This window comes from Acetobacter tropicalis (assembly GCF_030644465.1).
In the GTDB taxonomy this organism is placed as follows: Bacteria; Pseudomonadota; Alphaproteobacteria; order Acetobacterales; family Acetobacteraceae; genus Acetobacter; species Acetobacter tropicalis.
On record NZ_JAUYUW010000001.1, the window covers coordinates 2049921 to 2076010 of the forward strand.

At 55.4% G+C, this 26090-nt stretch carries 34 protein-coding genes; 32 read left to right on the forward strand and 2 right to left on the reverse strand.

Going from position 1 to position 26090, the window contains the following annotated elements:
• Positions 1-133 precede the first annotated feature (133 nt).
• Complete coding sequence (locus tag QWU00_RS09205; protein ID WP_035382110.1) at positions 134-394, forward strand: hypothetical protein; 261 nt, start codon at positions 134-136, stop codon at positions 392-394.
• 37 nt (positions 395-431) lie between these two features.
• Here the strand turns inward: QWU00_RS09205 and QWU00_RS09210 are convergent, their stop codons facing one another.
• Complete coding sequence (locus QWU00_RS09210) at positions 432-785, reverse strand: helix-turn-helix domain-containing protein (protein WP_052051524.1); 354 nt, start codon at positions 783-785, stop codon at positions 432-434.
• 93 nt (positions 786-878) lie between these two features.
• Between QWU00_RS09210 and QWU00_RS09215 the strand changes: the two genes are divergently transcribed.
• Positions 879-1076 (forward strand): YdaS family helix-turn-helix protein, encoded by a 198-nt coding sequence (locus QWU00_RS09215; RefSeq protein WP_035382111.1) that lies wholly within the window; start codon positions 879-881, stop codon positions 1074-1076.
• 50 nt (positions 1077-1126) lie between these two features.
• Here QWU00_RS09215 and QWU00_RS09220 read toward each other — a convergent pair whose 3' ends face one another.
• On the reverse strand, positions 1127-1960 hold the full coding sequence (locus QWU00_RS09220; protein ID WP_150395636.1) for a hypothetical protein: 834 nt from the start codon (positions 1958-1960) through the stop codon (positions 1127-1129).
• Positions 1961-2079: 119 nt separating this feature from the next.
• Between QWU00_RS09220 and QWU00_RS09225 the strand changes: the two genes are divergently transcribed.
• The 30 genes from QWU00_RS09225 (at position 2080) to QWU00_RS09370 (ending at position 26075) form a co-directional block, all read left to right on the forward strand.
• A complete protein-coding gene (locus QWU00_RS09225) occupies positions 2080-2571 on the forward strand; it encodes a phage regulatory CII family protein (protein ID WP_035382114.1) in 492 nt (163 codons plus the stop codon).
• The gene (locus tag QWU00_RS09230; protein ID WP_150395635.1) at positions 2568-3005 is read left to right on the forward strand and encodes a hypothetical protein; all 438 of its coding nucleotides are present in this window, start codon (positions 2568-2570) and stop codon (positions 3003-3005) included. The genes QWU00_RS09225 and QWU00_RS09230 overlap by 4 nt, the downstream gene beginning before the upstream one ends.
• Before the next feature lie 197 nt (positions 3006-3202).
• Entirely contained in the window at positions 3203-4228 is a 1026-nt protein-coding gene (locus QWU00_RS09235; RefSeq protein ID WP_150395634.1) for a hypothetical protein, read from the forward strand.
• Complete coding sequence (locus QWU00_RS09240; RefSeq protein WP_150395633.1) at positions 4225-4512, forward strand: hypothetical protein; 288 nt, start codon at positions 4225-4227, stop codon at positions 4510-4512. Before QWU00_RS09235 ends, QWU00_RS09240 begins: the two co-directional genes overlap by 4 nt.
• A gap of 145 nt (positions 4513-4657) precedes the next feature.
• Complete coding sequence (locus QWU00_RS09245; RefSeq protein ID WP_231551881.1) at positions 4658-5359, forward strand: hypothetical protein; 702 nt, start codon at positions 4658-4660, stop codon at positions 5357-5359.
• On the forward strand, positions 5356-5913 hold the full coding sequence (locus tag QWU00_RS09250; RefSeq protein ID WP_035382122.1) for a hypothetical protein: 558 nt from the start codon (positions 5356-5358) through the stop codon (positions 5911-5913). The genes QWU00_RS09245 and QWU00_RS09250 overlap by 4 nt, the downstream gene beginning before the upstream one ends.
• Before the next feature lie 99 nt (positions 5914-6012).
• Positions 6013-6423 (forward strand): hypothetical protein, encoded by a 411-nt coding sequence (locus tag QWU00_RS09255; RefSeq protein ID WP_035382123.1) that lies wholly within the window; start codon positions 6013-6015, stop codon positions 6421-6423.
• A 149-nt stretch (positions 6424-6572) separates the two neighbouring features.
• Positions 6573-7445, forward strand: coding sequence for a tyrosine-type recombinase/integrase (locus tag QWU00_RS09260; RefSeq protein WP_081939139.1), 873 nt, complete (start codon positions 6573-6575; stop codon positions 7443-7445).
• 231 nt (positions 7446-7676) lie between these two features.
• Complete coding sequence (locus tag QWU00_RS09265) at positions 7677-8285, forward strand: DUF3164 family protein (RefSeq protein ID WP_035382126.1); 609 nt, start codon at positions 7677-7679, stop codon at positions 8283-8285.
• A complete protein-coding gene (locus QWU00_RS09270; protein WP_150395631.1) occupies positions 8282-8623 on the forward strand; it encodes a hypothetical protein in 342 nt (113 codons plus the stop codon). Before QWU00_RS09265 ends, QWU00_RS09270 begins: the two co-directional genes overlap by 4 nt.
• A gap of 156 nt (positions 8624-8779) precedes the next feature.
• Positions 8780-9424, forward strand: coding sequence for a hypothetical protein (locus QWU00_RS09275; RefSeq protein ID WP_035382128.1), 645 nt, complete (start codon positions 8780-8782; stop codon positions 9422-9424).
• 162 nt (positions 9425-9586) lie between these two features.
• Positions 9587-10162 (forward strand): hypothetical protein, encoded by a 576-nt coding sequence (locus QWU00_RS09280; protein ID WP_035382129.1) that lies wholly within the window; start codon positions 9587-9589, stop codon positions 10160-10162.
• Positions 10128-12140, forward strand: a complete 2013-nt coding sequence (locus tag QWU00_RS09285) for a phage terminase large subunit family protein (RefSeq protein WP_035382130.1) — start codon at positions 10128-10130, stop codon at positions 12138-12140. Before QWU00_RS09280 ends, QWU00_RS09285 begins: the two co-directional genes overlap by 35 nt.
• 9 nt (positions 12141-12149) lie before the next feature.
• On the forward strand, positions 12150-12443 hold the full coding sequence (gpW, locus tag QWU00_RS09290) for a gpW family head-tail joining protein (protein ID WP_035382132.1): 294 nt from the start codon (positions 12150-12152) through the stop codon (positions 12441-12443).
• Positions 12443-14083: a phage portal protein gene (locus tag QWU00_RS09295; protein WP_081939140.1), complete on the forward strand. Its 1641-nt coding sequence runs from the start codon at positions 12443-12445 to the stop codon at positions 14081-14083. Before gpW ends, QWU00_RS09295 begins: the two co-directional genes overlap by 1 nt.
• Entirely contained in the window at positions 14080-14919 is an 840-nt protein-coding gene (locus QWU00_RS09300) for a S49 family peptidase (RefSeq protein ID WP_035382133.1), read from the forward strand. Before QWU00_RS09295 ends, QWU00_RS09300 begins: the two co-directional genes overlap by 4 nt.
• 26 nt (positions 14920-14945) lie before the next feature.
• Complete coding sequence (locus tag QWU00_RS09305) at positions 14946-15521, forward strand: hypothetical protein (RefSeq protein ID WP_035382135.1); 576 nt, start codon at positions 14946-14948, stop codon at positions 15519-15521.
• Positions 15521-15922 carry a head decoration protein gene (locus tag QWU00_RS09310; RefSeq protein ID WP_035382136.1) on the forward strand — a complete coding sequence of 134 codons (402 nt, stop codon included), beginning with the start codon at positions 15521-15523 and terminating at the stop codon, positions 15920-15922. Before QWU00_RS09305 ends, QWU00_RS09310 begins: the two co-directional genes overlap by 1 nt.
• Positions 15923-15965: 43 nt before the next feature.
• Positions 15966-17078, forward strand: a complete 1113-nt coding sequence (locus tag QWU00_RS09315; RefSeq protein WP_197056333.1) for a major capsid protein — start codon at positions 15966-15968, stop codon at positions 17076-17078.
• Between the two features lie 12 nt (positions 17079-17090).
• On the forward strand, positions 17091-17384 hold the full coding sequence (locus tag QWU00_RS09320; RefSeq protein ID WP_035382138.1) for a hypothetical protein: 294 nt from the start codon (positions 17091-17093) through the stop codon (positions 17382-17384).
• 3 nt (positions 17385-17387) lie between these two features.
• Positions 17388-17792 (forward strand): head-tail joining protein, encoded by a 405-nt coding sequence (locus QWU00_RS09325; protein WP_187668572.1) that lies wholly within the window; start codon positions 17388-17390, stop codon positions 17790-17792.
• Complete coding sequence (locus tag QWU00_RS09330; RefSeq protein WP_035382140.1) at positions 17731-18261, forward strand: hypothetical protein; 531 nt, start codon at positions 17731-17733, stop codon at positions 18259-18261. The genes QWU00_RS09325 and QWU00_RS09330 overlap by 62 nt, the downstream gene beginning before the upstream one ends.
• 15 nt (positions 18262-18276) lie before the next feature.
• Positions 18277-18489: a DUF2635 domain-containing protein gene (locus QWU00_RS09335; RefSeq protein WP_035382141.1), complete on the forward strand. Its 213-nt coding sequence runs from the start codon at positions 18277-18279 to the stop codon at positions 18487-18489.
• Complete coding sequence (locus QWU00_RS09340) at positions 18486-19967, forward strand: phage tail sheath subtilisin-like domain-containing protein (protein WP_035382143.1); 1482 nt, start codon at positions 18486-18488, stop codon at positions 19965-19967. The genes QWU00_RS09335 and QWU00_RS09340 overlap by 4 nt, the downstream gene beginning before the upstream one ends.
• A 14-nt stretch (positions 19968-19981) precedes the next feature.
• On the forward strand, positions 19982-20356 hold the full coding sequence (locus tag QWU00_RS09345; RefSeq protein ID WP_035382144.1) for a phage tail tube protein: 375 nt from the start codon (positions 19982-19984) through the stop codon (positions 20354-20356).
• Positions 20356-21006, forward strand: a complete 651-nt coding sequence (locus tag QWU00_RS09350; protein WP_052051527.1) for a phage tail assembly protein — start codon at positions 20356-20358, stop codon at positions 21004-21006. The genes QWU00_RS09345 and QWU00_RS09350 overlap by 1 nt, the downstream gene beginning before the upstream one ends.
• 117 nt (positions 21007-21123) lie before the next feature.
• Entirely contained in the window at positions 21124-23049 is a 1926-nt protein-coding gene (locus QWU00_RS09355; protein ID WP_052051528.1) for a phage tail tip lysozyme, read from the forward strand.
• Positions 23050-23053: 4 nt separating this feature from the next.
• The gene (locus QWU00_RS09360; RefSeq protein ID WP_035382146.1) at positions 23054-24355 is read left to right on the forward strand and encodes a DNA circularization protein; all 1302 of its coding nucleotides are present in this window, start codon (positions 23054-23056) and stop codon (positions 24353-24355) included.
• Positions 24352-25548, forward strand: coding sequence for a phage baseplate assembly protein (locus QWU00_RS09365; RefSeq protein WP_035382147.1), 1197 nt, complete (start codon positions 24352-24354; stop codon positions 25546-25548). Before QWU00_RS09360 ends, QWU00_RS09365 begins: the two co-directional genes overlap by 4 nt.
• Positions 25548-26075 (forward strand): phage baseplate assembly protein domain-containing protein, encoded by a 528-nt coding sequence (locus QWU00_RS09370; RefSeq protein WP_035382148.1) that lies wholly within the window; start codon positions 25548-25550, stop codon positions 26073-26075. The genes QWU00_RS09365 and QWU00_RS09370 overlap by 1 nt, the downstream gene beginning before the upstream one ends.
• Positions 26076-26090 lie beyond the last annotated feature (15 nt).

The window sequence follows — 26090 nt, forward strand, 5'->3', positions numbered from 1 at the left end:
TGGATGCAATGTGCCCAATAGAGACATATTGTGCAAGAGAAAAATGTCACCATAAGACACACGTAAAAATTGCATTGTCTCCATTTGGCGCATCGGTATAGAACAAAAAGAGAACATAAAGGAGGAAACATCAATGGGAATGGTGACGCGAATCGTCTTCCTTCCGTATGTCTGGCGGCTTAAGGGCAAAAAGAAGGTTTTGGAGCCCGGCAGTCCCATTCTATGCCGATCAGAGAATGATGCACTTAGATGGGTGGAAAAAGTGCGAGCAGGTTCTTTGTCTGTTGCGGGAGGTCGATCTGTAAAGATGGAGGTTGATGAGGAGGCCGGAGATTATGGAGAGCCGGAAATTCTAGGATTTGCCGGTAATGTTCCAGAAATCTCAGAATATTGAAAAGTGAAGAGTAATGGCCTCAACTGCTCGCAGTAAGTTAGGCAGCGTTGGGCCTAACCGCCTTCTCAATAAGCGTAAGGATGAGGTTCCTTTGGTCCTCGCCCATTTCTCTCCAGAGTTCGATAAGGGCCAGCTCTTCTGCAGAATAAGGAGGCTGACAGTTTTTATTCGCGCCGGGAAAAGAAGAACCAATGCCACGTATCAAGTAGTCGATGGAAACGTTATAGAAATCAGCGAGCGCTAAAAGTGTTTGAGGCGTACCAACCTTCTTGCCTCTTTCAAGGCTAGATAGATATGGCCTACCCACACCAATTGCTTCCGCAACTTCAATCTGGTTGAGGTTGCGTCCGTTTCTAAGCTGAAGAAGTCTATCGCCTACTGTCTCAGTCATTTGGGGAATATGACACCTTTCGAGACATCGCGGGTCTCTAATGGGCACAAAACCATTTGACAGAATATGTCTCCAACGGGCACATATCTGTGAATGGAACCGTCAGAACTCAGAAAGCGTGTGGGTGGGTGCAAGAAGCTGGCTGAAGGAATCGGTCTGCGTTCGCACTCTGCCGTCCTGAAGTGGAAGCGTATCCCCGACAAGCACATCGTCGCTATCGAAAGTGCTTTCGGGATCCCGCGTGAGGAACTACGTCCAGACCTGTACGAGCGTAAAAGCGAGGCGGCATGATGTCTCATGAGGGGAACCATGCCGCTTGTTCTGTAGGCTGTCAGCCGAACTCAGTCCGCCCTCTGACCAGGCAGGAACAGGGCTGCAATATTTCCCTCAGGGTTCTCATGTCCGGCCTGCCATACGCTCTTTATGCGTTCGGTTCTAAACCGCTGCTGCTGGGTTTTCCCCTCAGCAATGCCATCAATAAACAGCAAGGTTCTTTCCCGGCGGTTACCTCGGCTACGTTCTGTATAGCCGAAGGAAACAGGGCGTATGTTTACGCGCCTGTAGTTGGGTGTGCGGAACATGTAGTCCAACACCAGATCTGGCATGGCTATGGGCCGGATAATCGCGGTCTGGTTATCGCAGATGGTGGTAGCTGGTGCAGCCATAAGGGTGGCCATCAGGTCTTTGACGTCAGATTCGGCATCTTCCGCATCAGCAAGCTTGCACTCAACAATTCTGTCTGCCCGGAAGTTGCGCTGCGCTTTGCGCAGTTCGCAATAAGCATCCAGATTGTAGGGTACAACCTCACCATCTGGGGTTGCCGCAACGGTGAAAGCCTGCACGTCAATAATCCGGCTGGTCACGTCGCTTTTGGCGTCTGCGTAGCCGACTACCAGACGGCAATACATATTGTTCCGGCCGCCCTCTGTGGGGCGCAGATCATCTCCGGAAAAGCCCGCAGTAAAGCGGCCCTGTGGAATGGTGGGTTTCCTGCTGGGAGAATTTCCAGTTTTGCCGCCAGCTTGTGGCAAGGTTTTGAGGAGAAATCCTGCAAGAGCCCCCAGAACGCTCAGGATGCCGCCACCCCAAAGAGCAACCTGCATGCGATGGCTTTCAGGTACACCAAGCCAGCCTGTTCCCAGATAGATCAGGTACATCAGGGCGGCGGTGCTCACTATAAATATCATTCTCAAATTCTCACGGTGGTTAGGTGTCGCAGCCCTATCGTGAGATGTGCGGGTCAGTCTGGCAACAGACTGGCCCGTTTATCGCGTATGCAGCCAGGAGCGGGCGCATGACATCTCTTTATTCCCATCGGTTTGTGCCCGGCCTAAAAACGGCCACTAAACAGGCTGTAGAACATGTGGGCGGCATTGACGCCGCAGCCACAATAAGCCGCGTGGGGCGCACCCAGTTTTCTGATTATTCTAACCGGCAGCGGGATGGCATGGTGCCTGTGGATGTTGCCATTGACCTGGATCACTGCGCGGAAAAGCCACTCATTTTGGCAGCCATGGCGCATGCGTTGGGGTATATGCTTATCCCCCACCACATCGGGCCGGGTGATTTTGGCGAGAACATGAGCGAGTTCGCCATGTCCTCTGGGGATATTCTCAGCACGGCCATGCGTATTCTGGAGGATCATCAGATTGATCTGCCAGAGGCGAATGAAATTGCTCCCAAGTTTTCACGCGCTATCCATGTCCTGCAGCATGCGATGGGCATAGTGCATCAGGTGCAAAAAACCGGCGAGAGCTATGTGGTCAGCGATAAAGGGGCTGCATGATGGCTGATCTTTTGACCGGTGAGGACGTGTATGCAGAATTGAATACACGCATTCGTCAAGCTGGTGGCAACACGGCTTTTGCTGTGCAGGCCAGGATGAATGATAAGACGGTGAGCAATATTGCCAATGCGCGGCGCAGGCTATCTGACGATGTGCTGGCCGTGCTGGGTCTTGTGGCTGTTGAGGCCTACAAGCAGCAGGATGGCAAAATCATCCCGGTAAAAGCCATGTTTGCAAAACTGAATACAGCAATGCGGGATAGCGGAGGAAACGATGCTTTTGCGCGAGCGCACGGGCTGAACAAAACAACGCTTTCCTGCATTGCTAACACGCATCGCGCCCCATCAAAGCAGCTTTTGACTGTGCTGGGTCTGGAAAAGGTCCTGCGCTATATACGGGTGCCGTCGGCCGCGCCTGAAAGGCTTGCAGCATGATACTGCCTACTGTTTCAGAGTTTGACCGGGACGCGATAACACCGTTCCGGCTTTTGCGTTCTATGGCTCCAGATCTTCGTGGGATTGTGACAAATCTGCATGATGCTCTGAAAGAAGCACGTATTTGCGTGTTTCGTGCTGGTGATATTGTTCTGGACAACGAGCAGATTGCGCGACAGGCCTGGCTGGAGCCAGATGTGCTGGACCGTATGCTGCCTATGATTGTGCAGTCTGGCTTCATGGCGCGCGATGATGATGGGGCGCTATTCAGCCCGCATTTGTATGAGCGTGAATTACGCCGTGAAGAGCGGGCGTACCGTCGTGCTATGGCAGTAGAGAACCGACAGGCTATTGAGCGGGGAATTGCTGAGGGCAGCCTTCCGCCGACGATGACGCCCCAGCAAGCCGCCAATGCGTCAAATGGCGCGCGAGGAGGCAGGCCACGAAAAGGCGAAACAGCAGAGCAGGCGAAAGCACGCCGCGAGCGGGAAATGCACCAGGCACAGCAGCAGCGCAAAATGCCGCTGATGAGCGCTATGTCTGGTGGGAAAACTGGAACCCAAAACCCAAACACAAAAACCCATTCGGTTTCGGTTTCGGTTTCGGGAGAAGATAATTCGGTTTCTGGGTTTCCCATAGATCTAGATATAGAGTGTGATAATAATATTCCTTCTAGTTCTACTTCTGTGGAAACCGAAAACCCCAAAACCGAAACCGAAACCGAGAAATCTGCTTATGAGCAGGCGGATGCGCAACGGTTGGCAGCCAGGATGATGGCGGCATCTGGACTTGGCGAAGACCAGGCTGGTTTTGCTATGTCATTTGCCAAGCAATATCTTGGTCGGGGCATAAGCCCGGACCTGATTGTTGAGGCTATCGCGGCTCATAAACAAAAAATGGCTAAAAATTTCGATGCTCCCAAGGGGTTTGGTGTCTTCAAGGCCCCTGTTGAAAGGGCCGTTGCCGGGGAAGAGATTGCCCAGATTGTTTCTGAGCAAGGCGCTGTGCAACGAGATATTCCGGAATGGCAGCAGATAATGGAGGCTGCCTATGAGAAGGCTGGTAGCCTTTATGGTAAAACCATGCAGGAACTTGGCGATTTTGGTCGCATGACGCGAGAATGGCCAATAATTGCTGAACGCAATGGCTTGCCGCCTATTGCCTGGACGCGGTCAGCATACGAATCGCACTTCCACCCTGACAAACAGCAGAAAGCCGCGTGATGGCGCAGAAAAATGCATGCTTTTATCTGGTTTCTCAATCAGCGATTGGTGGTATTGCCGTGAACATCAGCACCTTTGTGCTTGTTCTGGCCACAGTTGGTATTGGCGTCTGGCTTGATAGTTCACCCATGGAATGGGTTGGAGCCATGATGTTTTGGATGGTGCTGATTGCACGGGCAAACAAAACAAAAAGCAGCAAAAAGGCTTTTGATGATCCGCAAGAGCTTGCTGATTATTTGCTTGATAAATACGGCGTTTCTGCAAACCCGTTGAGGGCAGAATGATCGCCATGAAACTGGTTGAGTTTGTGCTGTCCAAATGGACAACAGTGAAGAAACGGCGCGCCAATGCCGAGTTGGAAGCCAGTATGGCGCGCCGTTTAGAAAAGTCCCGGCAACCCCGCGACCATAAAGGACGGTACATGAGAACATGCGGGGCAGCAACGTGCAGCGAGAAATAAGTAGTAGTGCAAGTGTGACCGCATGTGATCCAGCCTGCGGCGAAATGGTTTCGGGTTTTAGGGGCATTGCAGGCAAAGAAGCGCCGACGTGGGAACAACTTTCCATTGAGGAGCAAAACCGTGTTCGAGCGTTGCTCCTGGCAGAAAAGGATAGTGCGCGTGAGAATGATCTCATCAGGCGCGGGATCAGGGCAGATCAGGGGACGATTGAGCGCCGCAACCATGGCGACCTGATAGAAACATCCACCGAGGTTGTGCCGGGCGTTAGTCAACCGTGCATTCGTTCATCTGGCGCGCTTTATACGCTCCGTAAGTCCGGTGCGATTGAGGACAGGCATGTTGCTGCAGCAGAAATGTGGGCACGGGATTACGAGACCGGGATACTTGGAGCGCGGGATCCGGAAGCAGGAAAGTCCGGGGCATGCTCAGATATAGAGTATGCGATGCTGTCCCGTGCGGCTGCTGTTTCGCGCTGCCAGTCTGTGCAGCGTAATCTGGGCGAGGTCAGCCAACGGTTTTTGCAGATGATGATGATTGACGGGATGTCAGTGAATCAGATGCACGCTGCGATGAATAAAGACCGGATGCGTGTGAGTGGCGCCATAGAGCTTCTGCTTGAACAGCTTGTTGAACTGTATGACAATTTCCCCGTAAGGATGATGGCGCAGTGAGTAAATCTGGTCATGAACGGCACCCAGATGACTGGTATGTTGAGCCGGCTTGGTGCGTTGACGCCTTATTGCAAAAGGAAAAACCTTTTCTTGGGAAGGTTCTGGACCCGTGTTGTGGTAGTGGAAACATTGTTGACAGGCTAATGGCGCACGATGTGATTGCTTTTGGTTCGGATATGCGTGACCGTAAAGACGGAAGTTTCCCCGTGATGGATTATACCAGGTCTATTCCATCATTTTGCCCAGACAGTATTATCAGTAATCCGCCATTCAAAGTGGCGCAGGACTTTATTGATTGTGCCTTGGCATCAACACATGATCGTGTGGCAGTCCTTCTCAGGCTGGCGTTTCTTGAGGGGCGGAAACGGAATGAATGGTTTCCATCTGTGCCTCTGGCAAGAGTTTGGGTGAGTAGTAACCGCATTTCTATGCCTCCGGGTGGAACAGATATCTCAGCCGAAGGCGGAAAGACGGCTCATGCGTGGTTCGTATTTGAGCATGGATATTCTGGTGCACCATCTATCGGATGGATACAGAAAGAGGATTCCATTTAAAAACCTTGCTTGTTGCAAGCAGATAACATAAGTTGTCACAATCTTCGAAGTCGTGTGCCCACAAGGCCACGGCTTTTTTTGATTCTGAAGCGAGCGAATATGGTCAAAGGGCAGGTTTTCTGCCGTGGGTCCATTGCGCTGCACGAAAAAAAACCTGTTCTGGTTTTGCGGCCGTATGATGCGGACTGCATTGTGGTTGTCCGCCTGATTGGTGACAAACCTCCTTATCATCGCTCGGATGTTGATCTGGGCATGAGCGCTTTTCTTCTTCGCAATCGGGTTGCGCGTGTGTGCAACATTTTCCGTGTCCCGCAGAAATCTCTGCGGTGCATGGGAGATGTGGCGATGCGTGTGCCGGAAGAAGTTGTGCGGCGCGTGGAGGCCGCCGAGAGGGACGAACGGGCACGCCGGGGCGGAGAGAATTTTCGTCCAGGCATCCTGCGGTCAGGTTGGCGAGGCCCAAAGATGGGTGATTGCGGCCGTAAGATTGGCGGTCCACCGTCTGATTAAATGCGCAAGAATAACCCCGAGTTATCACGCATTGCCTACAGGGCAATGTGCAAGATAACCCGCAGATGCCCCATGAAACCCGCAAGATAATTGATGTTATCACGCGGATTTTTGAGGGGGAAAAGTAGCCACAAATCTAGGCATTTCAAATGGTTAGTGGAGATACTGCCGGAATGGCGGTTCAAACCGCGCAGAAAAGCAGTCCATCTCCTGCTGACAAAATGCTCATCAGAGCGTGGCTGCACAGCAAGTCTGAAAACACACGTCGCGCCTATGAGCGCGTTGCGCTGGGTCTCCTCGCTCATGCGGGGAAGCCACTGGCTGACGTGACGTTGCCAGACCTGCAAAACTGGTCGGACAGTCTGGGAGGCGCAGCCTCTTCTCGCCGCCTGGCGATGGCCGCTGCCAAATCTCTTATCGCGTTCGGCGCGGAGACGGAGATGTTGGCCCGGAACGTAGGGCAGGCCCTCAGACTGGACCGGGAGCGTGACAGCCTGCACGAGCGCATTTTGTCGCAAGAGCAGGTTGCCACGCTCATTGATATGGAAAAATGCCCACGCCGCCGCGCGCTGTTGCGGCTTCTCTACGTGATGGGCCTGCGCATTTCTGAGGCGTGCCGTCTGACATGGCGGGACGTGACGCGCAGGCAGCAAGGCGGCGTGGCTTCGGTTTTCGGCAAGGGCAATAAGACGAGGCCGGTGGAAATTCCGGCAAAACTCTACAAAGAGCTTGTGGCGCTGCGCGTTGACACCGAGCCAAAGGCTCCGCTTGTCCCCGGCCACAATGGCGGCCTGCTCTCGCATGATGCGGCTCATCGCATCGTCAAGCGGGCCGGTAAGCGTGCCGGATTGCCATCGTCGTTTTCGGCGCATTGGCTCCGGCACGCTCATGTTTCGCACTCGCTGGATCGCGGGGCCCATGTTCACGCCGTCCAGCGGTCTGTGGGACATGCGTCTCTCGCCACGACAACACGGTACGCTCATGTGCAGGACGGCGACGGCTCCGGGAAATTCCTGGACTAACCCGCTTTGCGTTCATGCAGTATTTTTTAGGAGATGTTCATTGGCTCGCAAAGAATACCGGCCTCGCCGCATGCAGTATCAAGAAAAGAACCCTATGGCGGCGTTTTGGGAACAGACCGCAATGCAATACGAGAAGCAGGCTCTTAAAGCGCCGGCTGCTGGCCAACGCATATGGGCGAATGGGCGCGCTAACTCATGCTGGGAACGAGCTCAGGCGGCGAGGATCTTCGCATGAGCATTCCTGACGGATACATGATGGACGCTCAGGGGCGGCTTGTCCCTCGTGAGAATATCAAACCGCAGGACCTGCTGGAAGACGAGCTGGTCCGCATCCTGCATGCAAAGGCCGGCGAGCTCACGCAGGCACTGGCCTCGTTCAAGAAAGAGGGATTTTCCGAGGTCGCGGCACTGCAGGAGCTTCTGCACGAACAATACCAGGCCAAAATTGGTGGAGCAAAAGGTAATACCACCCTGAGCAGCTATGACGGGCATTTGCGCGTGTCTGTGTGCATAGGCGAAAGTATCTCGTTCGGTCCGGAACTCCAGGTTGCAAAAAGCCTGCTGGATGAGCTGTTCGAGCGATGGACGGATGGTGCCAACGCGAACCTCAAAATCATTGTGATGGAGGCGTTTGACGTGGGGAAAGAAGGAAAGCTTTCCGCCACGAAAATTCTTGGCCTACGTCGGCACAACGTGTCTGATCCCGAATGGAAAAGGGCTATGGATGCCATTCAGGACAGTATCCGCATCGACAGCACAAAGGCTTATCTCCGGCTCCACGTCCGTGAGACCCCAGCACAGTCATGGCAAATTCTCCCGCTTGACCTGGCCAAGGCATGATCCAGCCGGATGACTTTGCCCGGCAGGCCGCACGTCGGCGCTCACCTCCTGAGTTGGTGATGTCGGTCGTTATGTTGCGCCGCAAGAGGATACCCATGCGGCAGATCGCTTCACGGCACGGCTTGTGCATGGAGGGTGTAAGGCAGATCTTGCTGCGTTACAGCAAAGCGCAATCAAGTGCGGCGCCGGATGCTGAGGCAGATGCAGATGCAGAGTGTGATGACGGGTTAATGGCAGGCTTCCGCGAAGCAATGCCAGCCGGGCATCCGGTATCTATGAATGCTATCTGGTCAGGGCTTGAGCGTTGGAGGAATATTGATGCTATGCGACCCCAATAAATTCCCACCTAATCCGCTACTGTTCTTCTGGTGTGCAATGATTGGTCTCCTTTTGGTTGGAGGGTCATAGATGGATGCCTCATCTCAGTGGGTGCTAGTGTGTGCTTTACTCATCGCTGCTCTTGTCATGATGCTTTTTGTCGCAGGTGACTAAATTTGACTGGTATCAAACTGGATATCACGCGGGCCAGTGCGTCACTATCTGACCTGCAAAAGCAGATCCCATTCATGGCGGCCACAGCCATCAATGATGTAGCGTTCCAGGTTCAGCGCGCTGAGAATGAAGCGATGGGGGATATCTTCCACAACCCGCGTCCATTTACGCAGCGGGCTACCCAGGTGGAAAAAGCCACGAAAGCAAACCCACGGGCAGTTGTGTCATTGAGGCCGGCTCAAGCGCGCTACCTTGAGCCGTATGAGGACGGAGGAGAGCATGCCACAGCGGGCAACAACAGCAGTCTGCTGGTTCCGGTTGACGCAAGGACTGACCAGTATGGTCAGATGACCAAAGGCGCCATTGCTCGATTTGTGTCACGGGATGATACGTTTGTTGGTATCGGTCCCAAAGGCATTATGGGCATCTGGCAGCGTGTTAAACCGGCAGCAGTGGGTCGCAAAGGCAAACGCAACGGCATCCGCCAAGCCAAGCCGGCGCTTAAGTTGCTCGTAAGGTTTGTTCCCAACCAGCAGGTGCACAAGCGTCTAGGCTTCAAAGAGCGCGCAGTTCGCATTGTCACGCTGGATGGAGGCGCAGCCATCGCAAAGGCCGTTCAGCGCGTGTTAGCTACCGCTTTCCGTTGATATGCGTCACGCGCAGGGTATTGGCGTAAGATATGCATTTGGTGCCCCCCCCCCTATCTTGGGTCCTTCCTGGCCCTCCTGTATCGCGGGGATTGCGCCAGCCCGTTTGATCCCTAGCTGAGGCAAAAATTTTGGGTTGCAGTTGCAGGTTGCAGTTTTGCCATGAGTAGCGAGACAATCAGCCAGAGCGAAGCTGCGCGCCGCGCAGGCGTGAGCCGTGCGGCAATCCAGAAAAATCTTTTGTCAGGCCGCATCATTGCCAATGGCAAGCGTGTAGATTTGGCGTCATTCAACGAATGGCTGGCGATCAGAAAATCCATGCAGGGAGGGGTGCAACCTCCTCTGCAACCTGAGGTGCAACCAGCTGAGAAGGTTGCAGGGGCAGCGGTGCAGATTACGCGCGCCTCGCCAGACTGTGTGCTACCTCAATGTGATGGGCTTTTGCCCATGGCGCTGGCGCTGCAAGTTGAACAGAACGCCAAGGCGAACCTCAAGCAACTGGAGTTTGACCAGAAATCAGGTGCGGTTGTGGAGGTCAGCGTGGTGGTGGCAACCGTAGGCAAAGAGTATGCCGCCGTGCGCCGCAAACTTCTTGCTCTGCCAGCCGAACACGCCCCATCCATCCACCGCTGCAAAACCGTTGCAGACGTGCAGGAGAGACTGCGGGTCTTGATTACCCGCGCCCTGGAAGAACTGACAGCAGATGGAGATAGTAACTCAGGGCCTGCGGTATCTTAAGGGATACGAGCATTTCCGCAATGAACTGACGCGCCAGAGGCAAGCCAATCTCAAGCCGCCACCCAAGCTGAGCCTCAGTGAGTGGGCAGAGCAGTATGCGGTTCTCTCGGCGGAGACGAGTGCTCAAACCGGAAAATTTGAAGCTTTCCCATATCAGATCGGGATGATGGATGCTTTCACGGATCCGTCTGTCGAAAAGATCTCGGTCATGAAGTCAGCCCGCGTGGGCTACACGAAAATCCTTGACCACGCCATTGGCTACTATCTGCATCAGGACCCATCGCCCATTCTCATGGTGCAGCCGCGTGAGGGCGATGCTGAGGGCTACAGTAAATCAGAAATCGCGCCTATGCTGCGCGATACGCCAGTTCTTGCGGCTCTGACTGGAGACCCGAAAAGCAAGAGCAGCGAAAACACGTTGCTTAAAAAGACCCTGCTGAACGGATCGTCTCTTACCATGGTAGGGGCGAATAGCCCCGGCGGTTTCCGCCGTATCACCGTCCGTATCGTGTTGTTCGATGAGGTGGACGGCTATCCAGTCGGGGGCGCAGGGTCCGAGGGTGACCAGATCGCTTTGGGCTCCAAGCGTGCTGAAACATACTGGAACCGCCTAATTGCCATGGGGTCTACCCCCACGGTGGCCGGCATCAGCCGTATTGAGCGTGCATTTGATCAGGGCGACGGGCGTCACTACCACGTCCCATGCCCTCATTGCGGAGAGTTTCAGGTTCTGGAATGGGGCGGCCCTGATACCCCCCACGGAATCAAGTGGGACAAAGATGAGCAGGGCAACCACCTGCCGGAAACAGCACGCTACGCCTGCAAGCACTGCGGCTGCCTCATTGATGAGGCAGAAAAGCCAGACATGATCGCCAAGGGCAAGTGGGTCGCCATGCGCCCGTTCAAAGGCCATGCGTCGTTCCACATCTGGGCAGGCTACTCGCTTTTCCCAAATGCTGCATGGTCGCGTCTGGTCGCAGAATGGCTTGAGGTAAAGGATAAACCCCTTGAACGCCAGACATTCATCAACACGGCTCTGGGGCTGCCCTACGAAGATCGCGGCGACGGTGCTCTAAACGAGCGCACACTGGCGGCCCGTGTTGAAGTCTGGGAAGGGGAAGTCCCTGAGGGCGTAGCCGTCCTTACAGCAGGCATCGATACGCAGGATGACCGGCTTGAGGTCGAGATTGTCGGGTGGGGGAGAAATGAAGAGCGATGGTCCATCGCCTATATTGTCATTGACGGAGACCCGGAACAGCCTGAGGTGTGGGACCAGTTGGACGCGCTCCTCAAGCGCGAGTGGTACCGTGCCGATGGCCGCCCCTACAAGCTCATGGCTGCCTGCATTGATTCCGGCGGTCATCATACACAGCGCGTCTATGATTTCTGCCGGGCGCGTCTTGGCCGCCGTATCTGGGCAATCAAGGGTGAGTCTGCCCGAGGTGGCCAGCGTTCTCCAGTCTGGCCTACCAAAAAGCCGAGTGCCCGAAACAAGGCTGCATTCCGCCCCATAATCATCGGGGTCAATGCTGCCAAGGATGTGATCCGCGCCAGATTGCACCTCAAACAGCCTGACCCGGGCCAGCCGAGTGCAGGTTACATGCATTATCCGGCAGACCGGGATATCAACTTTTTTGCCCAGCTCGTGGCGGAGCGCTCTGTCAAAAAGCATGAACGTGGTCAGATATTCCGTGTGTGGGAACTCATGCCTGGGCGGCACAACGAGGCGCTGGATCTGGCCGTCTACAGCTACGCTGCTCTGTGCGGTCTGACCTACATGGGCCTTCGCCTGAACCGTAAGGCAGATGCCATTGCAGCAGAAACCACGCAGCATCCGCCGCCGCCAGAACCGGTGACGGAAGATATCAGCATCGTTCCCGGTGAGTCTATCCAGTCTCTGACGGAAACAGATGCAGCAGAAGCCAAACAGAAACGCAGATCAAGTCTGGCAAAACGCTTTTCGCGTTTGCCGGGATAAGGAGTGACCATGTCCGGATTTTTCGGCAGGCTGCCGCAGGCCCGATATAACCCCAACACTAGCCTGTTTGCGGGCATGAGCCGGGAACAGGTGCAGGCCTATCTGGCATCATGCCAGCAGGCCTATATCGAGTTGCAGAGCGGCGCAAAGGTCGCGTCTGTCAGTTACGCGCAGGGCGATGGTAACCGAGCGGTGACCTATACGCAGGCCAATGCCACAGGCCTCGCTGCCCTCATCAAGCAGTTGCAGCAGCAGTTGGGGATGCCGGGCGTACGCCGCAAAGCCCTGCGTCCTGTATTCTGATGGCTAAAAAACAGAAAAAATCCAAGCAGGCGAAAGCGTTTGCTCAGTCCATGGGGCAGCGTGCCAGTGCTTTGAATGGTGGCTGGCAGGGTGTACCCTTTGATGCTGCCGATATCTACGGCCAGCATACTCAGAGCTGGATGCCGCCGCTTTGGTCCGCTGATACAGAGCGCGGCCCGTTCCGCAACAGGGTGGTCAGCCGGGCGCGGGATCTGGTGCGCAATGATGGCTGGGCAGCAGGCACAGTCACTCGTGTGCAGGACAATGCTATCGGCATTACTCTGCGGCCAATCAGCAAGCCAGACTACCGTGCCCTCGCACACCTAAGCGGGAATTCGGCATTTGATTCGACATGGGCGCGGGAGTTTAGCGAGGCAGTTGATGCACTCTGGCGCTCATGGGCCGATGATCCTCTCCATTTCAACGATGGAGAACGCATGCTGACATTTGGCCAGCAGATGCACCTCGCGTTCCGTCATCTCATTGTGGATGGGGATGCGTTGGGTGTGCTGCCATGGCTGGAGAACCGGGTGTGCCGCGGGGGTGCTCGCTACGCAACGGCCCTGCAACTGGTGGATCCTGACAGGCTCAGCAACCCACAGATGAAAATGGACCTGCAGAACATCCGCAATGGTGTCGAAATTGATGCTCTTGGTGTCCCCGTTGCCTACCATATCCGGCAGGCGCATGAGGCTGATTGGTATTCCGCTGCGAAATCAGTCCAGTGGGACCGCATCGAGCGGGAAACCAGCTGGGGAAGGCCCAGAGTGGTGCACATGTTCGAGCATCACCGAGCCAGTCAGCATACGGGCGCAACCGGCATCCTGACACCGGTCATGCAGCGTCTTAAAATGCTGATCAAATATGATGGGTCAGAACTCGATGCGGCCATCATCAATGCGATTTTTGCTGGCTATATTGAGAGCCCTTACGATCCCGATATGGTGGCTGAGTCCCTGGAGGGCGGTGACGAGTCATTCGGCGCCTATCAGGACGGTCGCATTGCGTTCCATGAGAACCGTAATATCAACCTCGCAGGCTCCCGGCTGCCCATCCTGTACCCTGGTGAAAACATCAAAACAGTGTCTGCCTCGCGGCCCGCCGGGAATTTCAGGGATTTTGAATCTGCGGTCTTGCGAAATATTGCCAGCGGCGCGGGCCTGTCCCCGCAGCAGGTGAGTAATGACTGGTCAGACGTCAACTACTCGTCGGCACGTGGCGCGATGCTGGAGGCATGGAAAACCCTCAAGCGCCGCCGGGATGATTTCGCAACAGGCTTTGCCGCACCAATCCGGCTTGCATGGCTAGAAGAATGCATGGAGGTCGACAAACTCCCGATGCCACGCAACGCACCGGAATTTATCGATGCCAGACAGGCCTATGCCCGTGCGACATGGCTGGGGCCGGGCCGTGGTTGGATTGACCCTGTGGCAGAAAAACAGGGTGCTATCCTGGGCATGGATGCAGGTCTCTCCACGCTGGAAGAGGAATGCGCCGAGAACGAGGGTGGTGACTGGATCGAAAAAATCGACCAGAGAGCCGTAGAAATTCAGGCCTTTAAGGACCGGGGCATGCCCATCCCGGATTGGGGTGGATATGTCCCGCCCGAGCAGTCATCCAGAAATCAGGATAAGTCATGACCTCACGCAGCATGGCGCTCACGCGGCAACTGCTCAACCGGCCTCTGGCATTGTCTGCCCGCCATGCAGATATTTTGAGCAGCATGCTCCTCAAAGGAGGAGATGATGTCATGTTGTTTGGCCCGGCCAATGATCTGGAACAGTTCATTGCGCAACAGATGATGACGCGGGTGGATAACGTTGCAATCATCAAGATCAGCGGCGTTCTTCTGCCGGGCAGCAGTAACGGGTTTGGCTGGTGGTATGCGGGCGCAACATTTTACGATGACATCGGAACTGCGTTCGATCTCGCCATAAAGGATGAGGGCGTCAAAGCCATTGTCCTGCATATCGACAGCCCCGGTGGCACCGTCGCCGGGTGTTTCGATACAGCTGAGCAGATCTATCTGGCTCGGTCACAAAAACCAATTGTGGCGATTGTTGATGAGATGGCCTGCTCTTCCGGATATGCTCTGGCCAGCGCAGCAGAAACTATCACGCTCCCCCGCACCGGTGAGGTCGGTTCTATCGGCGTCGTCAGTATGCATGTCGATATCACGGGTGCGCTGGAACAGGACGGCATCAAAGTCACCACGTTCCAGTTTGGCGACCGGAAAACAGACGGCTATCCCACAACCCCTCTGTCTGATGAGGCCATCAAGTCCCAGCAGGCTGATACGGACCGGCTGGGCGATCTGTTCGTTTCAACGGTCGCCCGCAACCGTGGTCTCAAGCCTGAGGCCATCAGGGACATGCAGGCGGCAGTCTATCGCGGCCAGCTTGGCGTAGAAGCCGGTCTGGCTGACGCCGTGATGTCACGCACAGATGCGTTCACGGATCTTCTCAAAAACCTCTGACACGACACAAAATCGGAGATTACCAAATGGCGAAGCACCCCGCTTCTACCAGTCCCTTTGCGCATCTGGCAGCCGCCAACGCAGAGAGTGAAGATGACGACAAAAACAAGTCCAAGGCCAAGGCTGCGGGCGAGGAGGAAGAAGAAGGTGAGGAGGAGGCAGACGACGAAAAAGGCACCAGGGCCAAACGGTCTAAGGCCAAAAAAGCCAAGGCCGAGGGCGAAGGTGAAGCTGACGATGGCGACACCGACGATGAGGAAGACGAGAAGGACGATCAGGCCAAAGCTGCCCGATCTCGTGAGCGCGCCCGCTGTGCTGCGATTTTCGCCTCTCCCGCTGCTGCCCGCAATCTTCCGGGCGCTGCCCATCTGGCCTTTAACACAGCACTCCCGCGCTCTCAGGCCGTTGGACTGCTGGACTCCCTGACGCCGACAGCCGCCACCCCGGCTCGTTCGGCAAAAACGGAGAGCCAGACCCTGCGTGACCGCATGCAGGCCTCCCCATTCGGGGGGGTCAAGCCGGAGGATACGGGTGCAAACGCTCCGGCCAATCCGGGCGCACGTCTCGTCGCCGCACAGGCAATTCGTAAGGGGGGCAAATAATGTCAGGAACCAACAGCTACGGGTTTTACCCCGGCGCCCGTTCCGCCACGTTTGTGCCGGACCAGCTCATTGCTGGCAACCTCAAGCTTGTCACAGCCACAGTCACGTTTGCTGCGGGAAATATGCTTATCCGTGGGCAGGTTGTGGGCCGCGTGACAGCATCGGGGGCCTATATGCCGTGCGTCAAATCGGCCACGGACGGCAGCCAGGTCCCGTGTGGCATCGTGGTCGATACCGTTGATGCATCAGCCACAGCCCAGACTGGCAGCATTTATCAGATGGGTGAGTTCAACTCGAACTACATGACCTTTGACGCAAGCTGGACACTGGATGACCTGACGCAGGCTCTCCGCCAGTGGAGCATTTTCGTCAAAACAGGGATCTCCAACGCCATCGTTTGATGGCGCACCCTCTTTTTCCAATCCTGTTCATAAGGATTTCTAAATGTCCGGAACCACCGGAGAAAGCGGCGTAAGCGCCTCTCTCAATGATATGCTGAGCGTCTATTCCACAGCAGCTCTGGTCTATTTTGTCCGCAATATGAAGCTGGCGAAGACCGATCTGCTGGATATGTTTTTCCCCAACATTATTGAGTCCGATACGCCGGAGGTTGCGATCGATGTCGATAACGGCAAACGACGTATGGCCCCGTTCTGCTCGCCGTTGGTTGAAGGCAAGCTGGTGGAAAGTCGCCAGTGGCAGACCAATATGTTCAAGCCGGCCTACATAAAGGACTGGCGCAACCCAGATCTCCTGAAGCCAGTCCGCCGCGCCATGGGTGAACGGCTGATGGGGAATATGTCTCCCGCAGAGCGTTTGGAAGCAAATCTCGCCTGGGAAATGGCCGACCAGATTGACATGATCAATCGTCGCATGGAATGGATGGCGGCCTGCGCCTTGGTCAATGGCTCCGTCACCATTGTGGGTGAGGGATACCCCAATCCCATTGTCGTTGATTTCCAGCGTGATCCGGCCTTGAAGATTGCCCTGACAGGTGCTGCACAGTGGGGCCAGAGTGGCATTTTCCCCAGTGATTATATCACCGGATGGGCTCTCTATGTTCTGCAAAAAAGTGGGGTGGCTCCCACAGATGTTGTGCTGACAAACACGCCCTTCAATGCGCTTAAAAGCGACCTGAAATTCCTGAATTCTGTCATCTGGGCAGGGGATAGGACAGGCGGATCGTCCATTGACCTGGGTGGCCGTGCACAGACGGGCAAAATCTACATGGGCCAGTGGGGGCAGTTCCGTATCTGGCTCTATAATGACTGGTATGTGGACCCCGTAACGGACAAAGAAGTACCGATGATTCCCGACGGGACCATCATCATGTCCAGTCCGGGCCTCGAAGGCACACGTGCTTTCGGCCAGATTCTTGACCCGGCCTTTGGTTATGGCCCGCTCGCCTATGCTCCTAAGATATGGTACAAGGAAAACCCTGCCACCATCAATCTGCTGATGCAGTCTGCACCGATCGTAATTCCGTCGCGTGTCAATGCCTGCCTCAGCGCCACCGTCATGGAGGCTGGCGCTGAAGCCCCGGCCCCTGGCGTTTAACGGAGGCGCATCATGAGTGATGAAACCCAGACCAAATCAGTGACAAAAACTGCCAAAACGGTTTCCGTCATCACCCTTATCCCCGTTTATCCGGCAGCAGGGAAGGCCCCTTATCCCATAGGGACAAAACTGAACGTGTCCCCCGAGCGCGCCAGTTTCTGGACCTCCCGTGGGATTGCCCGTCCGGAGAGTGCAGGATCAGAAGAGGTCAATCGGGTTGGTTCCTCGGCTGATAACTCAGTCGAGGCTGCTCCATTACCAGCTGCACCGCCCATGACCCCTCTGCCCAAACAACCGGGGGCCTGACGCATGGGGCCGGTCGATTTTGACAAGCTCGTCCTTGGCCCCTGTGACGCCGTGTTTGGTGAGGTCGTGACATTTCAGTCATCTCTGCTCGGGAAAGCAGTCATACTCAGCGGGATTTTTGATGATGGCTACAGGGCCATCTCTCCGCTGGGTGACCTGCCGGGGCAGAGCCCAACTCATATCACCGGGTCAGATGCCCGTGTGGGCGTGCGCCTATCACTTTTCCCGGTCCCGCCGGCGCAGGGTGATTTGCTGACAATCCGGGGCCGGGTCTGGCGCATTCGCGAGGTCCAGCCGGACAGTCATGGCGGCGCACATATCGAACTGAATGCTGCCGACGGAGAAAATGATGCTCTATCGTGTGGAACTACGGGAGGCCGCGGCCAGACTGCTGTCAAACGCAACTGACGCCGGGCCGAACGTCTTTTCCCGCCGCGCGCTGCCGCTCTCGCAGGATGCCCTGCCGGCCATATACCTGTCAGCTCCATCTGACACAGCCCGCAGCACGGGCCGCACAGCACCAGATTTTGTGCGTGTTACGCAGCTCAATGTAGACGCCATGGTCTCCGGCGGCACGCCTGAGGCGACCCAGGACGCGCTGGATGCACTGACAGAGCAGATCGAACTGCTCATCATGCAGGATGTCGGATTTCAGGCGCGGCTTTCGCAGGTATCAGACCTCAGCACCCTGCAAGAGGTCACAAGCGATAATTCTTCTTACATCGGAAAAGTCCGTCTTTCATTTTCTCTCGAATATTTCGAGGAATTTTCTCCAGGTGGCCAGAGGATTGCTGCGCTTGATCTGCAAATGCAGACAATGGGGAACCCGGATTTTGCAGAAACACGGGAAGAATTCCCTGCGCAGAACATCCAGTAACATCAAGGAAGACTGATGAAAGTGAAACCAGCCGAGGGGCGCGCTGTGCGGTTCCCTGGCACGCTCCGTCTGCTGGATAAAGACGGAGCTTATGTGCCTGAAACAGCATTCTGGCTCCGCGCACTCTCCCGTGGGGATGTGCAGCGGATTCATGCGTCCATACCGTCTACCATCCCGGCGCGATCTGCTGCCAGTGCTGAGACGGCAACCGAAAAGGCCCCTGCATGAGCAGCTCTATCTCTGTTCCCGGTTACTCAAGTAGCAACCGGGTCCCTGGATTTTATTTTGCTCTGGATGGCTCCAAGGCAAATACGGCTACCACAACGCGTCGTGTCCTGCTGATCGGCCAGCAGCTGGGCAGCAGCACAACGACAACCGGTGTGGCCACACTCTCCGGCGGCCAGTCTGACGCCATTGCAAAATACGGTGCCGGGTCTCAGTTGGCCCGCATGGTCACTGCTTATCGCCAGATTGATACATCAGGCGAGGTCTGGTGCCTGCCTCTAGCGGATCCGGCGGATGGCAAGGCTGCTGCAGGCACTATTACGCTATCGGGAGCCGCTACCACCTCTGGCACCCTCCCTCTCTATGTTGAAGATCAACTGGTGCAGGTTGGCGTCACATCGGGAGACACAGCCTCCACGGTTGCCGCAAATGCTGCTACAGCACTGGCGGCCGTTGCTGCGCTGCCAGTTACAGCTGCGGCATCTGAAAGCACGATTAACGTGACCGCCAAAAATAAGGGCGTGACAGGGAATGATATCACGCTGGGCGTAGCTCTGCTGGGGCAGATGGGGGCGCAGTCCATCCCGGATGGCCTCACTGTCGCTACGGCCAATCTTGCAGGCGGAACTGGCACGCAGGAAACACTGGCCTCTGTCATGGCCGGTCTGGGTGACCGTGTGTATGACCTGTTCATCCACCCCTATACGGACACAGCCAGTCTGGAAGTGTTTAAGTCGCTGTTTGACAACACTACAGGCCGCTGGTCTCCCATGGCGCAACTTTACGGCCACGGCATCGCGGCTCTCCGGGGCACGTACGGGCAGGTAACCGCCGCGGGCATGACGCTCAATGACCCACATATGACCATCATGCCTATTTCGGACAGTCCGTCCTCTCCTCTGGTCTGGGCAGCGCAGATCGGAGCATGGGTGGCCACATCTATGCGGGACAACCCGGCACTCCCTGTCACCGGTCTGGCCCTGACTGTCCTGCCGCCAACCGATGCGGGCCGCTTTGGTCGGGATGAACAGAACAGCCTGCTGTATGACGGTCTGTCTACCCATACGGTGGATGACAGCGGAGCGGTTCTGATCCAGCGCCTCATCACTACCTACCAGACCAACACGGCCGGCCTGCCGGACGATAGTTATCTGGGGATAGAAACACTGATGACGGCTGCTATCTGCCTGCCGGATATGCGCAGCTATCTGGCTGCACAGGTTGGCGGATATATCCTACTGGATGATGCCGCAAAGATTCCGGCTGGAGCCAAAGCTACCACAGCCAAGCTGATCGGCAAACTATGCGTCGCCCGCTACCGGTATCAGGCTACGCAACTGTGGGTCCAGAATGCTGACACATTTGCTGCCAGCATCGTTTGCCAGAATGCCGGGAACGGCGTGGTGAAGCTCCTGATGCCCTACGATTTCGCGAATCAGCTCTGGGTCATCGCGGGCAATGCCCAGTTTGTTAAATCGTAAGGAGGCCACAAGAAATGGCAGCATATCGTGGCCCTCTTGCGGGCTTAGCAACCATCACCATCAATGGCGATGTCTGGAGCGTCGTCGGAGAGGCCCAGTGGCAGGCTTCTGGGCTGGTTAATGAAACCCTCAAAGGGCAGAGTGCTGTTGAGGGTTTTGCCAGTATGCCGGGGCAGGGCTTCATTCAGGCCACGCTGCGAGACCGTCGGGACGCCAAAGTTTCAGATTTGCAGGGTGCCAGCGGATTAACCGTCATCCTGGAACTAGCAAACGGTAAAGTCATTACGGCTGTCGATGCCTGGCAGACGGAAAACATCAACGTCAACACGCAGGAAGGAACGTTTGAGCTGCATGTTGAAAGCGATACCGTGACTGAGGATACCGTCTGATGGACACTCTGGAACAAGAGCTGTATGGCAGCCAGTCCTCTGAAAATGAGGAAATCAAACTGGCATGTTCTTTTGTCACTGCACCAATCCATACAAAGGATGGGCGCGAATGGATAGAACTTACCTGCCGTGAGCCATCAGTAGGGGAATGCCTGCTGGCCACACGCACGATTGGGAAACGCCCCACGCTCGAAACAGTCTATGCGTCGGAAATTGCGCTCCTGTGTCGCGTAACCGGATGGCCCCAGACGGCAGTGGACCAGATCCCCACCCGCACGCTGGACGCAGCCGTCGCGTATATCTCCCATTTTGAGGACGATGCGCGCCGGAAACCGGATGAAGAGCCTGATTGTCAGGATACGTTCCATCTGGCCTTGACGCCGCCAATCACTGCCGTCAACCGCGAATGGCAGGATATGGATCTGCGGGAACCAACTGTCGCTGAGCGCCGCCGGTTCAAGTCGCAGGAACAGCGGGGCAGCATGGCGGATTTTCTGGAGGCAGAAATCAACCTGCTGACAGATGTCAGTGGCTGGCAGCGGGCCGCAGTGCTTAAAATGCCCATCAGCCAGTTTGCTAAAGCATCGGACTATCTGACCGGTTTTTTTATCGCTGGCCAGAAAACTGGGAACGTCTCCCTGCCGATCTAAGCGCATTCTGGCCCGGCTGGTCGCGGCACGACGCGGAAACGCTCACTGGAACAGGCATGCTGTGGTGGGTAGCGGAATCAAACCGCATAGCCGAACAACGGCGCAGGGAGGCGCAACGTGGGCGCAGTCGCAGCAACTAACGCGCTGATCACAATCAGCGCGGTTGACCGTGCCAGCAAAACGCTGGATTCGATCAATGGGAAGATAGCCTCTATTCAGGCTCCTGTTGTTCGCGCAACAAAGTCTATGCGCCGTTTTTCTGACCTCACCGGATTGACGCAGGTGCGCAATGCGATAGGTGCTCTTGGTCGTGGGTCGGTCAATGCATTCCGCTCTGTCAGCCGCATTGTCCCTGTTCTTGGTACCATTACCGGGGCCACGACACTAGCTGGTATTTACCGCCTATCCACAGCATGGGCAGATTTCGGCACGAAAATGCGGACGACTGCCCGCTCCATGGGCATGCCGGTAAGTCGTCTGATGGCTCTGCAAAATGCCGCTCGCCTATCGGGTGGGTCTGCTGATGCCGTGACTGGGGCTATGGGGCAGCTTTCCCAATTGAAATGGGAAATGCCGCACGGTTTCGCACCTGAAGCAGCAGCACAATTTCAGGCGCTAGGGATCAGCATGCAGGAGGTGGCGAAAGCATCTCCTGATAAACTGTTTGCTCGCATTGCTGACCGTATCCGCAAGATTAAAGATCCGGCAGCCCAGACGATTGCGGCCATGAAAATCTTTGGGCAGGCAGGTGAGGGGCTTCTTCCTGTCTTCCAGCAATCAGCCGCCGCTTTCAGACAAAATATAGAGCTTAGCCGTCGCTATGGTGTGATGAATGAGAAGGGAGCCGATGCTGCGGCTCGCCTGCAAAAGACCCAGACAGAACTTGAGCTTGCAGTCAGGGGGTTTGGTTTTAGTGTGGCAGAGGCAGTTGAGCCCGCTCTATCCCCAGTTATTCATCAAATGTCTGAATGGATTGCAGCAAACCGTGAATGGATTGCTCAGGATATATCCCAATATATTCGGAAGATCGTAAAATGGCTGAAAGATGGCGGCTGGGATAAAATCAAAAGTGGCGTCATTGATGTGATGCACGCCATATCCGGTGTTGTGGACCATTTGGGTGGGTGGCAAAATGCTGCCAAAGATGTTGCCATTGGTATGGGCGCTCTTTGGGGCGTATCTGTCTTGTCAAAAATTGCGCTGCTTACCACAGCATTGGCTGGTGTAGCGGCGTCCATGACCGCGATTGGTGTTGCTGCGGGTGTCGCGGGTGCAGTAGGAACTGCCTACTATGCCAGCCAGAATGGATGGCTGGGTGACTGGCTTTCAAAGCATACGGACCATTTTGGCAGGTCGTACGAGGACCAAGATGCAGATCATCGTGCTGCATCTATGCCTGCATCTGAAAAAATAGCGACTGGTCGAAAGATACAGGCATTTTTCCAAAGGAATGGTTTTACGGCTGACCAAGCTGCAGGGCTGGTCGCAAATTTCGATGCCGAAAGCGGGTTTGACCCAAATATTCAGGGGGATAAAGTTAATGGGAAATACACAGCCTACGGCATAGGGCAGTGGCATCAGAAACGGCAGGATGATTTCCGCCGGGTTATAGGCAGGGACATTCATGGATCATCTTTAGATGATCAGTTGAAATTCTCTGCGTGGGAACTGGCGAATACGGAAAAAAATGCAGGTAATGCAATCCATGGGGCATCATCAGCCCAGAACGCTGCTGCCCTCACATCGTTTGATTATTTCCGGCCCGGAAAAGACCGTGCAGATCAACTGGCAGAAATGCAAAAGCGTGGCGCTAGAGGCAGAGAATGGGCGGGATATCTGTCTGTAGGCCCTGTCGCCAGCGTACCATCAGGAGGGGGTGGTCACCCTGATCCATATCAGGCCATGATGCTTGATCTGAACATTACCACCAATGGACCGCATGGTGTATCTGCCAAAGCTATCAGTAAAAGCGGCGGCCTAAAGGTTCGCTCCGTTACTCAACAGCGCGCTATGGACCCGGAAAGTACCTCAGTAGGACAGTAGCAAAATGCAACGTGGCAGCCTCTCAACACTTGCAAGAGAATTTCTTCAAGGGTCGTTTCGTGGTGTGCCTTTTGTCGTCCTGGGGAATGGTGGGCAGACTGGGCGCAAACAAGCCGTGCATGACTATCCCTATCGGGATACGCCGTGGGTCGAAGATCTCGGTCGTCGGGGGCGCCTCTACCGGATCACAGGGTTCCTTTGCGGAGCGACCTGTTATGCTCAGCGCGACCTGTTGATATCAGCATCAGAGGCTAGTGGGCCCGGGCTGCTGATCCATCCCACAATTGGCATTATCCGTGCCGCCTGCATGTCTTTTGAGTGGAGAGAGAGGGATGGCGTTACGGGAGTAGTTGATATCCAGCTTGAGTTGCTGGAGCAGCGCAACCTGCTTACGTCTCTGGTCAAGACTTCGCTGGATGCGGCGGTGGCTATTGCTTCCGTTGCCATGCAGACGGCTGCCTCTTCTGATTTTTCCAGTAAAGGGGTGCCTGCGTGGTCTGTAGGAGAGCCTGCTATCAATGCGGGTAAAACTGCTGCGGGTAATTGGGCCGCAACTGCGGCTTCTGTAATCCGCTCCCCTTCTGTAATGGGTGCCAGTGTCGCAACACTTCCCGGCAATAATGGGCGCTACGCAGCCCGCAACACTGGCACGATAGACCCGACAGCCACGGTTGATTCTGTCTGGTGCGCTCTCAGCGAGGCAGTATCGTCGCTGGATACCCACATCAGTAACCTCCAAACCACTACCACGGCTGCGGATCTGGCTACAGTCATCCTCACCATACCACAGAGCTTGCGGGAGGCTGTGGCTGATCCGGGCACACAGTTGTCCGTCCTGCTCCCACTTACATCCTACAATCCGATTAGCGGCCAGACGACAGCACCAATCGGGGCTGCCATAGCCATTCTGATTGATGCTGTTGCGGCTCTTTGCCGCCGTGCTGCTTTGGCGGCTATTGCTCAGGCATGTGCAGATTGGCAGCCCACATCTTCTCATGAGGCTGAGACATTGCGCCTCCGTGTTGCCAAACTGCTGGACGCCGAAGCACTAGTAGCAGCAGATGACGGGGACGATGCCTCATGGCAGGCCCTGCGCGCCTTACGCGTCCAGGTGACGCAGGATCTTTCAGAACGGGCCAGCCGCCTGCCGGATCAGATCACTATAACACGCAATGCTTGCCTTCCAGCCCTCGTGCTAAGCCAGCAGGTCTATGCAGACGCAACACGGGCACCAGATCTTATCCGGCGCGCTGATCCTATCCACCCGGCATTTATGCCAGCAAGTTTTGAGGCTCTGTCTGAATGAGTGCCTTGTCAGATGCCTCAGACTTTGTGGGTTGGAGTAGTGACGACCAAGACGAGGTTTCAATCCACGTCTCAGGAATGACCATAAGTGGATGGCAAGATGTATCCATTCGCCTTGGCCTAGAGGTCATGCCCGCAACTGCTCGTATCGCATTTACAGAATACCAGCCTGATGGAGGATACACCCTCAGCATAGATCCTGGGATGCGTTGTCAGGTGCTCATCGGTAAAGACCTGGTCATCACAGGTTATGTCAGTGTGGTGGAAACTGACACCGACAGGAGTGGTAATCTGATGTCGATGGAGATTGATTCCCTCTCAATCGATCTGATCGAATGTTCAGCTGAGTTCGCCACTTATCAGATGTCTAGTACCAATGCTTTGGCTATTTGCCAGCAGGTAAGTCGCCCACGCGGTGTTACGGTTACCAGCATCCAGGCAGCAGGAGCTACCGATATTCAGCAGTTTTCTGTTATCCTTTCAGAAACAGCTTATGAGGTTATGGAACGTGTCTGTCGCCTTGCAGGCTGCATATTTTATGATCAGCCAAACGGGACTGTCCTGCTCTCGCCCGTAGGCGCAACGCAGGCCTCTAGCGGGTTAATCGAAGGCGAAAACATAGAGCATATTTCGACTCGTCGTTCTCTGCGTGGTAGGTTTTCTGAAATACGTGCGATTATTCAGAACCCGGTTGTGCTGTTTACCCCTCCCGATGGTGAAGATTATGTCTCGCAAATGGATGCCGTCTCTGCCCCTGTCAATGCCGTAGCAACGGATCCTGGCGTCACTAGGGCGCGCCCACTCCTTATCCCGGTGGAACTTGGTGACGCAGATTATGCTGTTGCCAAACGGCGTGTGCAGTGGGAGGTAGCCCGTCGCTATGGCCGCTCTCAAGTGATCGACCTCATATGCGATAGCTGGCGGGACAAGAGTGGGAAACTCTGGGCCCCCAATACTTTGGTTCAAGTCAAACGGAAATCATGGCCTACCGCACAGATATGGTTGATTGCCGAAGTTGAGTTTGCGCGGGGAGAGGATGGAAGCCGTGCTCATATCACCCTTATGCCACCAGAAGCCTTTGCACCAGAACCTCTGCTGCTCCCCATGCAGTCCAATGAAGCTGTGGCAGCAGCAAATAGCAGTGTAGGAGACACTGGGGCAGATAGAACATCCGTAAAGCAGACGGATATCTGATGGTCAATCTGGTACAGCGCACAGCGCGCCGGGTAGCCATGGCTCTGGGGATCGGCAGACAAACAGCAGATACGAACGAGACAACATCTACCCCTACAGTGCAGGTTGCTCTAGCGGCCGGTGAAATGCGGAGCGATGTGCCGTTTATCCAGGAATATGGTTTTGCCAGCCGGCCATTGCCCGGTTCGGATATCGTCGTCCTGTTTCAGGCGGGCGACCGGGCACGTGGTGTTGGTATTGCCAGCGGAGATCAGCGGAATCGTCCTAAGGATCTAAAGCCCGGCGAGGTGTGCATATTCCATCCCCCAACCGGTTCGAGGATTACAATGCTGCAGGATGGCACGATCCTGATCAAACCCTCTGCTGGGAAAGGCACATGGGAGGGAGATATGAATGTATCTGGCAACATTACAGCGACCGAGACTATCTCTGGAAAAGAATGCAAAGCCGGAGATATTGCTCTGACCTCGCATGAGCATACCTTGGTTCAGCCAGGTAATGGCAAGAGTGGGCCGCCTGCTTCCTGATTATGCAAAATAGAA

Bases quoted from the DNA above. Each gene is read 5' to 3' on its own strand.
- QWU00_RS09205 (WP_035382110.1), top strand. From the start codon at position 134: ATGGGAATGGTGACGCGAATCGTCTTCCTTCCGTATGTCTGGCGGCTT.
- QWU00_RS09210 (WP_052051524.1), bottom strand. From the start codon at position 785: ATGACTGAGACAGTAGGCGATAGACTTCTTCAGCTTAGAAACGGACGC.
- QWU00_RS09215 (WP_035382111.1), top strand. From the start codon at position 879: ATGGAACCGTCAGAACTCAGAAAGCGTGTGGGTGGGTGCAAGAAGCTG.
- QWU00_RS09225 (WP_035382114.1), top strand. From the start codon at position 2,080: ATGACATCTCTTTATTCCCATCGGTTTGTGCCCGGCCTAAAAACGGCC.
- QWU00_RS09230 (WP_150395635.1), top strand. From the start codon at position 2,568: ATGATGGCTGATCTTTTGACCGGTGAGGACGTGTATGCAGAATTGAAT.
- QWU00_RS09245 (WP_231551881.1), top strand. From the start codon at position 4,658: ATGCGGGGCAGCAACGTGCAGCGAGAAATAAGTAGTAGTGCAAGTGTG.
- QWU00_RS09255 (WP_035382123.1), top strand. From the start codon at position 6,013: ATGGTCAAAGGGCAGGTTTTCTGCCGTGGGTCCATTGCGCTGCACGAA.
- QWU00_RS09260 (WP_081939139.1), top strand. From the start codon at position 6,573: ATGGTTAGTGGAGATACTGCCGGAATGGCGGTTCAAACCGCGCAGAAA.
- QWU00_RS09265 (WP_035382126.1), top strand. From the start codon at position 7,677: ATGAGCATTCCTGACGGATACATGATGGACGCTCAGGGGCGGCTTGTC.
- QWU00_RS09270 (WP_150395631.1), top strand. From the start codon at position 8,282: ATGATCCAGCCGGATGACTTTGCCCGGCAGGCCGCACGTCGGCGCTCA.
- QWU00_RS09280 (WP_035382129.1), top strand. From the start codon at position 9,587: ATGAGTAGCGAGACAATCAGCCAGAGCGAAGCTGCGCGCCGCGCAGGC.
- QWU00_RS09285 (WP_035382130.1), top strand. From the start codon at position 10,128: ATGGAGATAGTAACTCAGGGCCTGCGGTATCTTAAGGGATACGAGCAT.
- gpW (WP_035382132.1), top strand. From the start codon at position 12,150: ATGTCCGGATTTTTCGGCAGGCTGCCGCAGGCCCGATATAACCCCAAC.
- QWU00_RS09295 (WP_081939140.1), top strand. From the start codon at position 12,443: ATGGCTAAAAAACAGAAAAAATCCAAGCAGGCGAAAGCGTTTGCTCAG.
- QWU00_RS09300 (WP_035382133.1), top strand. From the start codon at position 14,080: ATGACCTCACGCAGCATGGCGCTCACGCGGCAACTGCTCAACCGGCCT.
- QWU00_RS09305 (WP_035382135.1), top strand. From the start codon at position 14,946: ATGGCGAAGCACCCCGCTTCTACCAGTCCCTTTGCGCATCTGGCAGCC.
- QWU00_RS09310 (WP_035382136.1), top strand. From the start codon at position 15,521: ATGTCAGGAACCAACAGCTACGGGTTTTACCCCGGCGCCCGTTCCGCC.
- QWU00_RS09315 (WP_197056333.1), top strand. From the start codon at position 15,966: ATGTCCGGAACCACCGGAGAAAGCGGCGTAAGCGCCTCTCTCAATGAT.
- QWU00_RS09320 (WP_035382138.1), top strand. From the start codon at position 17,091: ATGAGTGATGAAACCCAGACCAAATCAGTGACAAAAACTGCCAAAACG.
- QWU00_RS09325 (WP_187668572.1), top strand. From the start codon at position 17,388: ATGGGGCCGGTCGATTTTGACAAGCTCGTCCTTGGCCCCTGTGACGCC.
- QWU00_RS09330 (WP_035382140.1), top strand. From the start codon at position 17,731: ATGATGCTCTATCGTGTGGAACTACGGGAGGCCGCGGCCAGACTGCTG.
- QWU00_RS09335 (WP_035382141.1), top strand. From the start codon at position 18,277: ATGAAAGTGAAACCAGCCGAGGGGCGCGCTGTGCGGTTCCCTGGCACG.
- QWU00_RS09340 (WP_035382143.1), top strand. From the start codon at position 18,486: ATGAGCAGCTCTATCTCTGTTCCCGGTTACTCAAGTAGCAACCGGGTC.
- QWU00_RS09345 (WP_035382144.1), top strand. From the start codon at position 19,982: ATGGCAGCATATCGTGGCCCTCTTGCGGGCTTAGCAACCATCACCATC.
- QWU00_RS09350 (WP_052051527.1), top strand. From the start codon at position 20,356: ATGGACACTCTGGAACAAGAGCTGTATGGCAGCCAGTCCTCTGAAAAT.
- QWU00_RS09360 (WP_035382146.1), top strand. From the start codon at position 23,054: ATGCAACGTGGCAGCCTCTCAACACTTGCAAGAGAATTTCTTCAAGGG.
- QWU00_RS09365 (WP_035382147.1), top strand. From the start codon at position 24,352: ATGAGTGCCTTGTCAGATGCCTCAGACTTTGTGGGTTGGAGTAGTGAC.
- QWU00_RS09370 (WP_035382148.1), top strand. From the start codon at position 25,548: ATGGTCAATCTGGTACAGCGCACAGCGCGCCGGGTAGCCATGGCTCTG.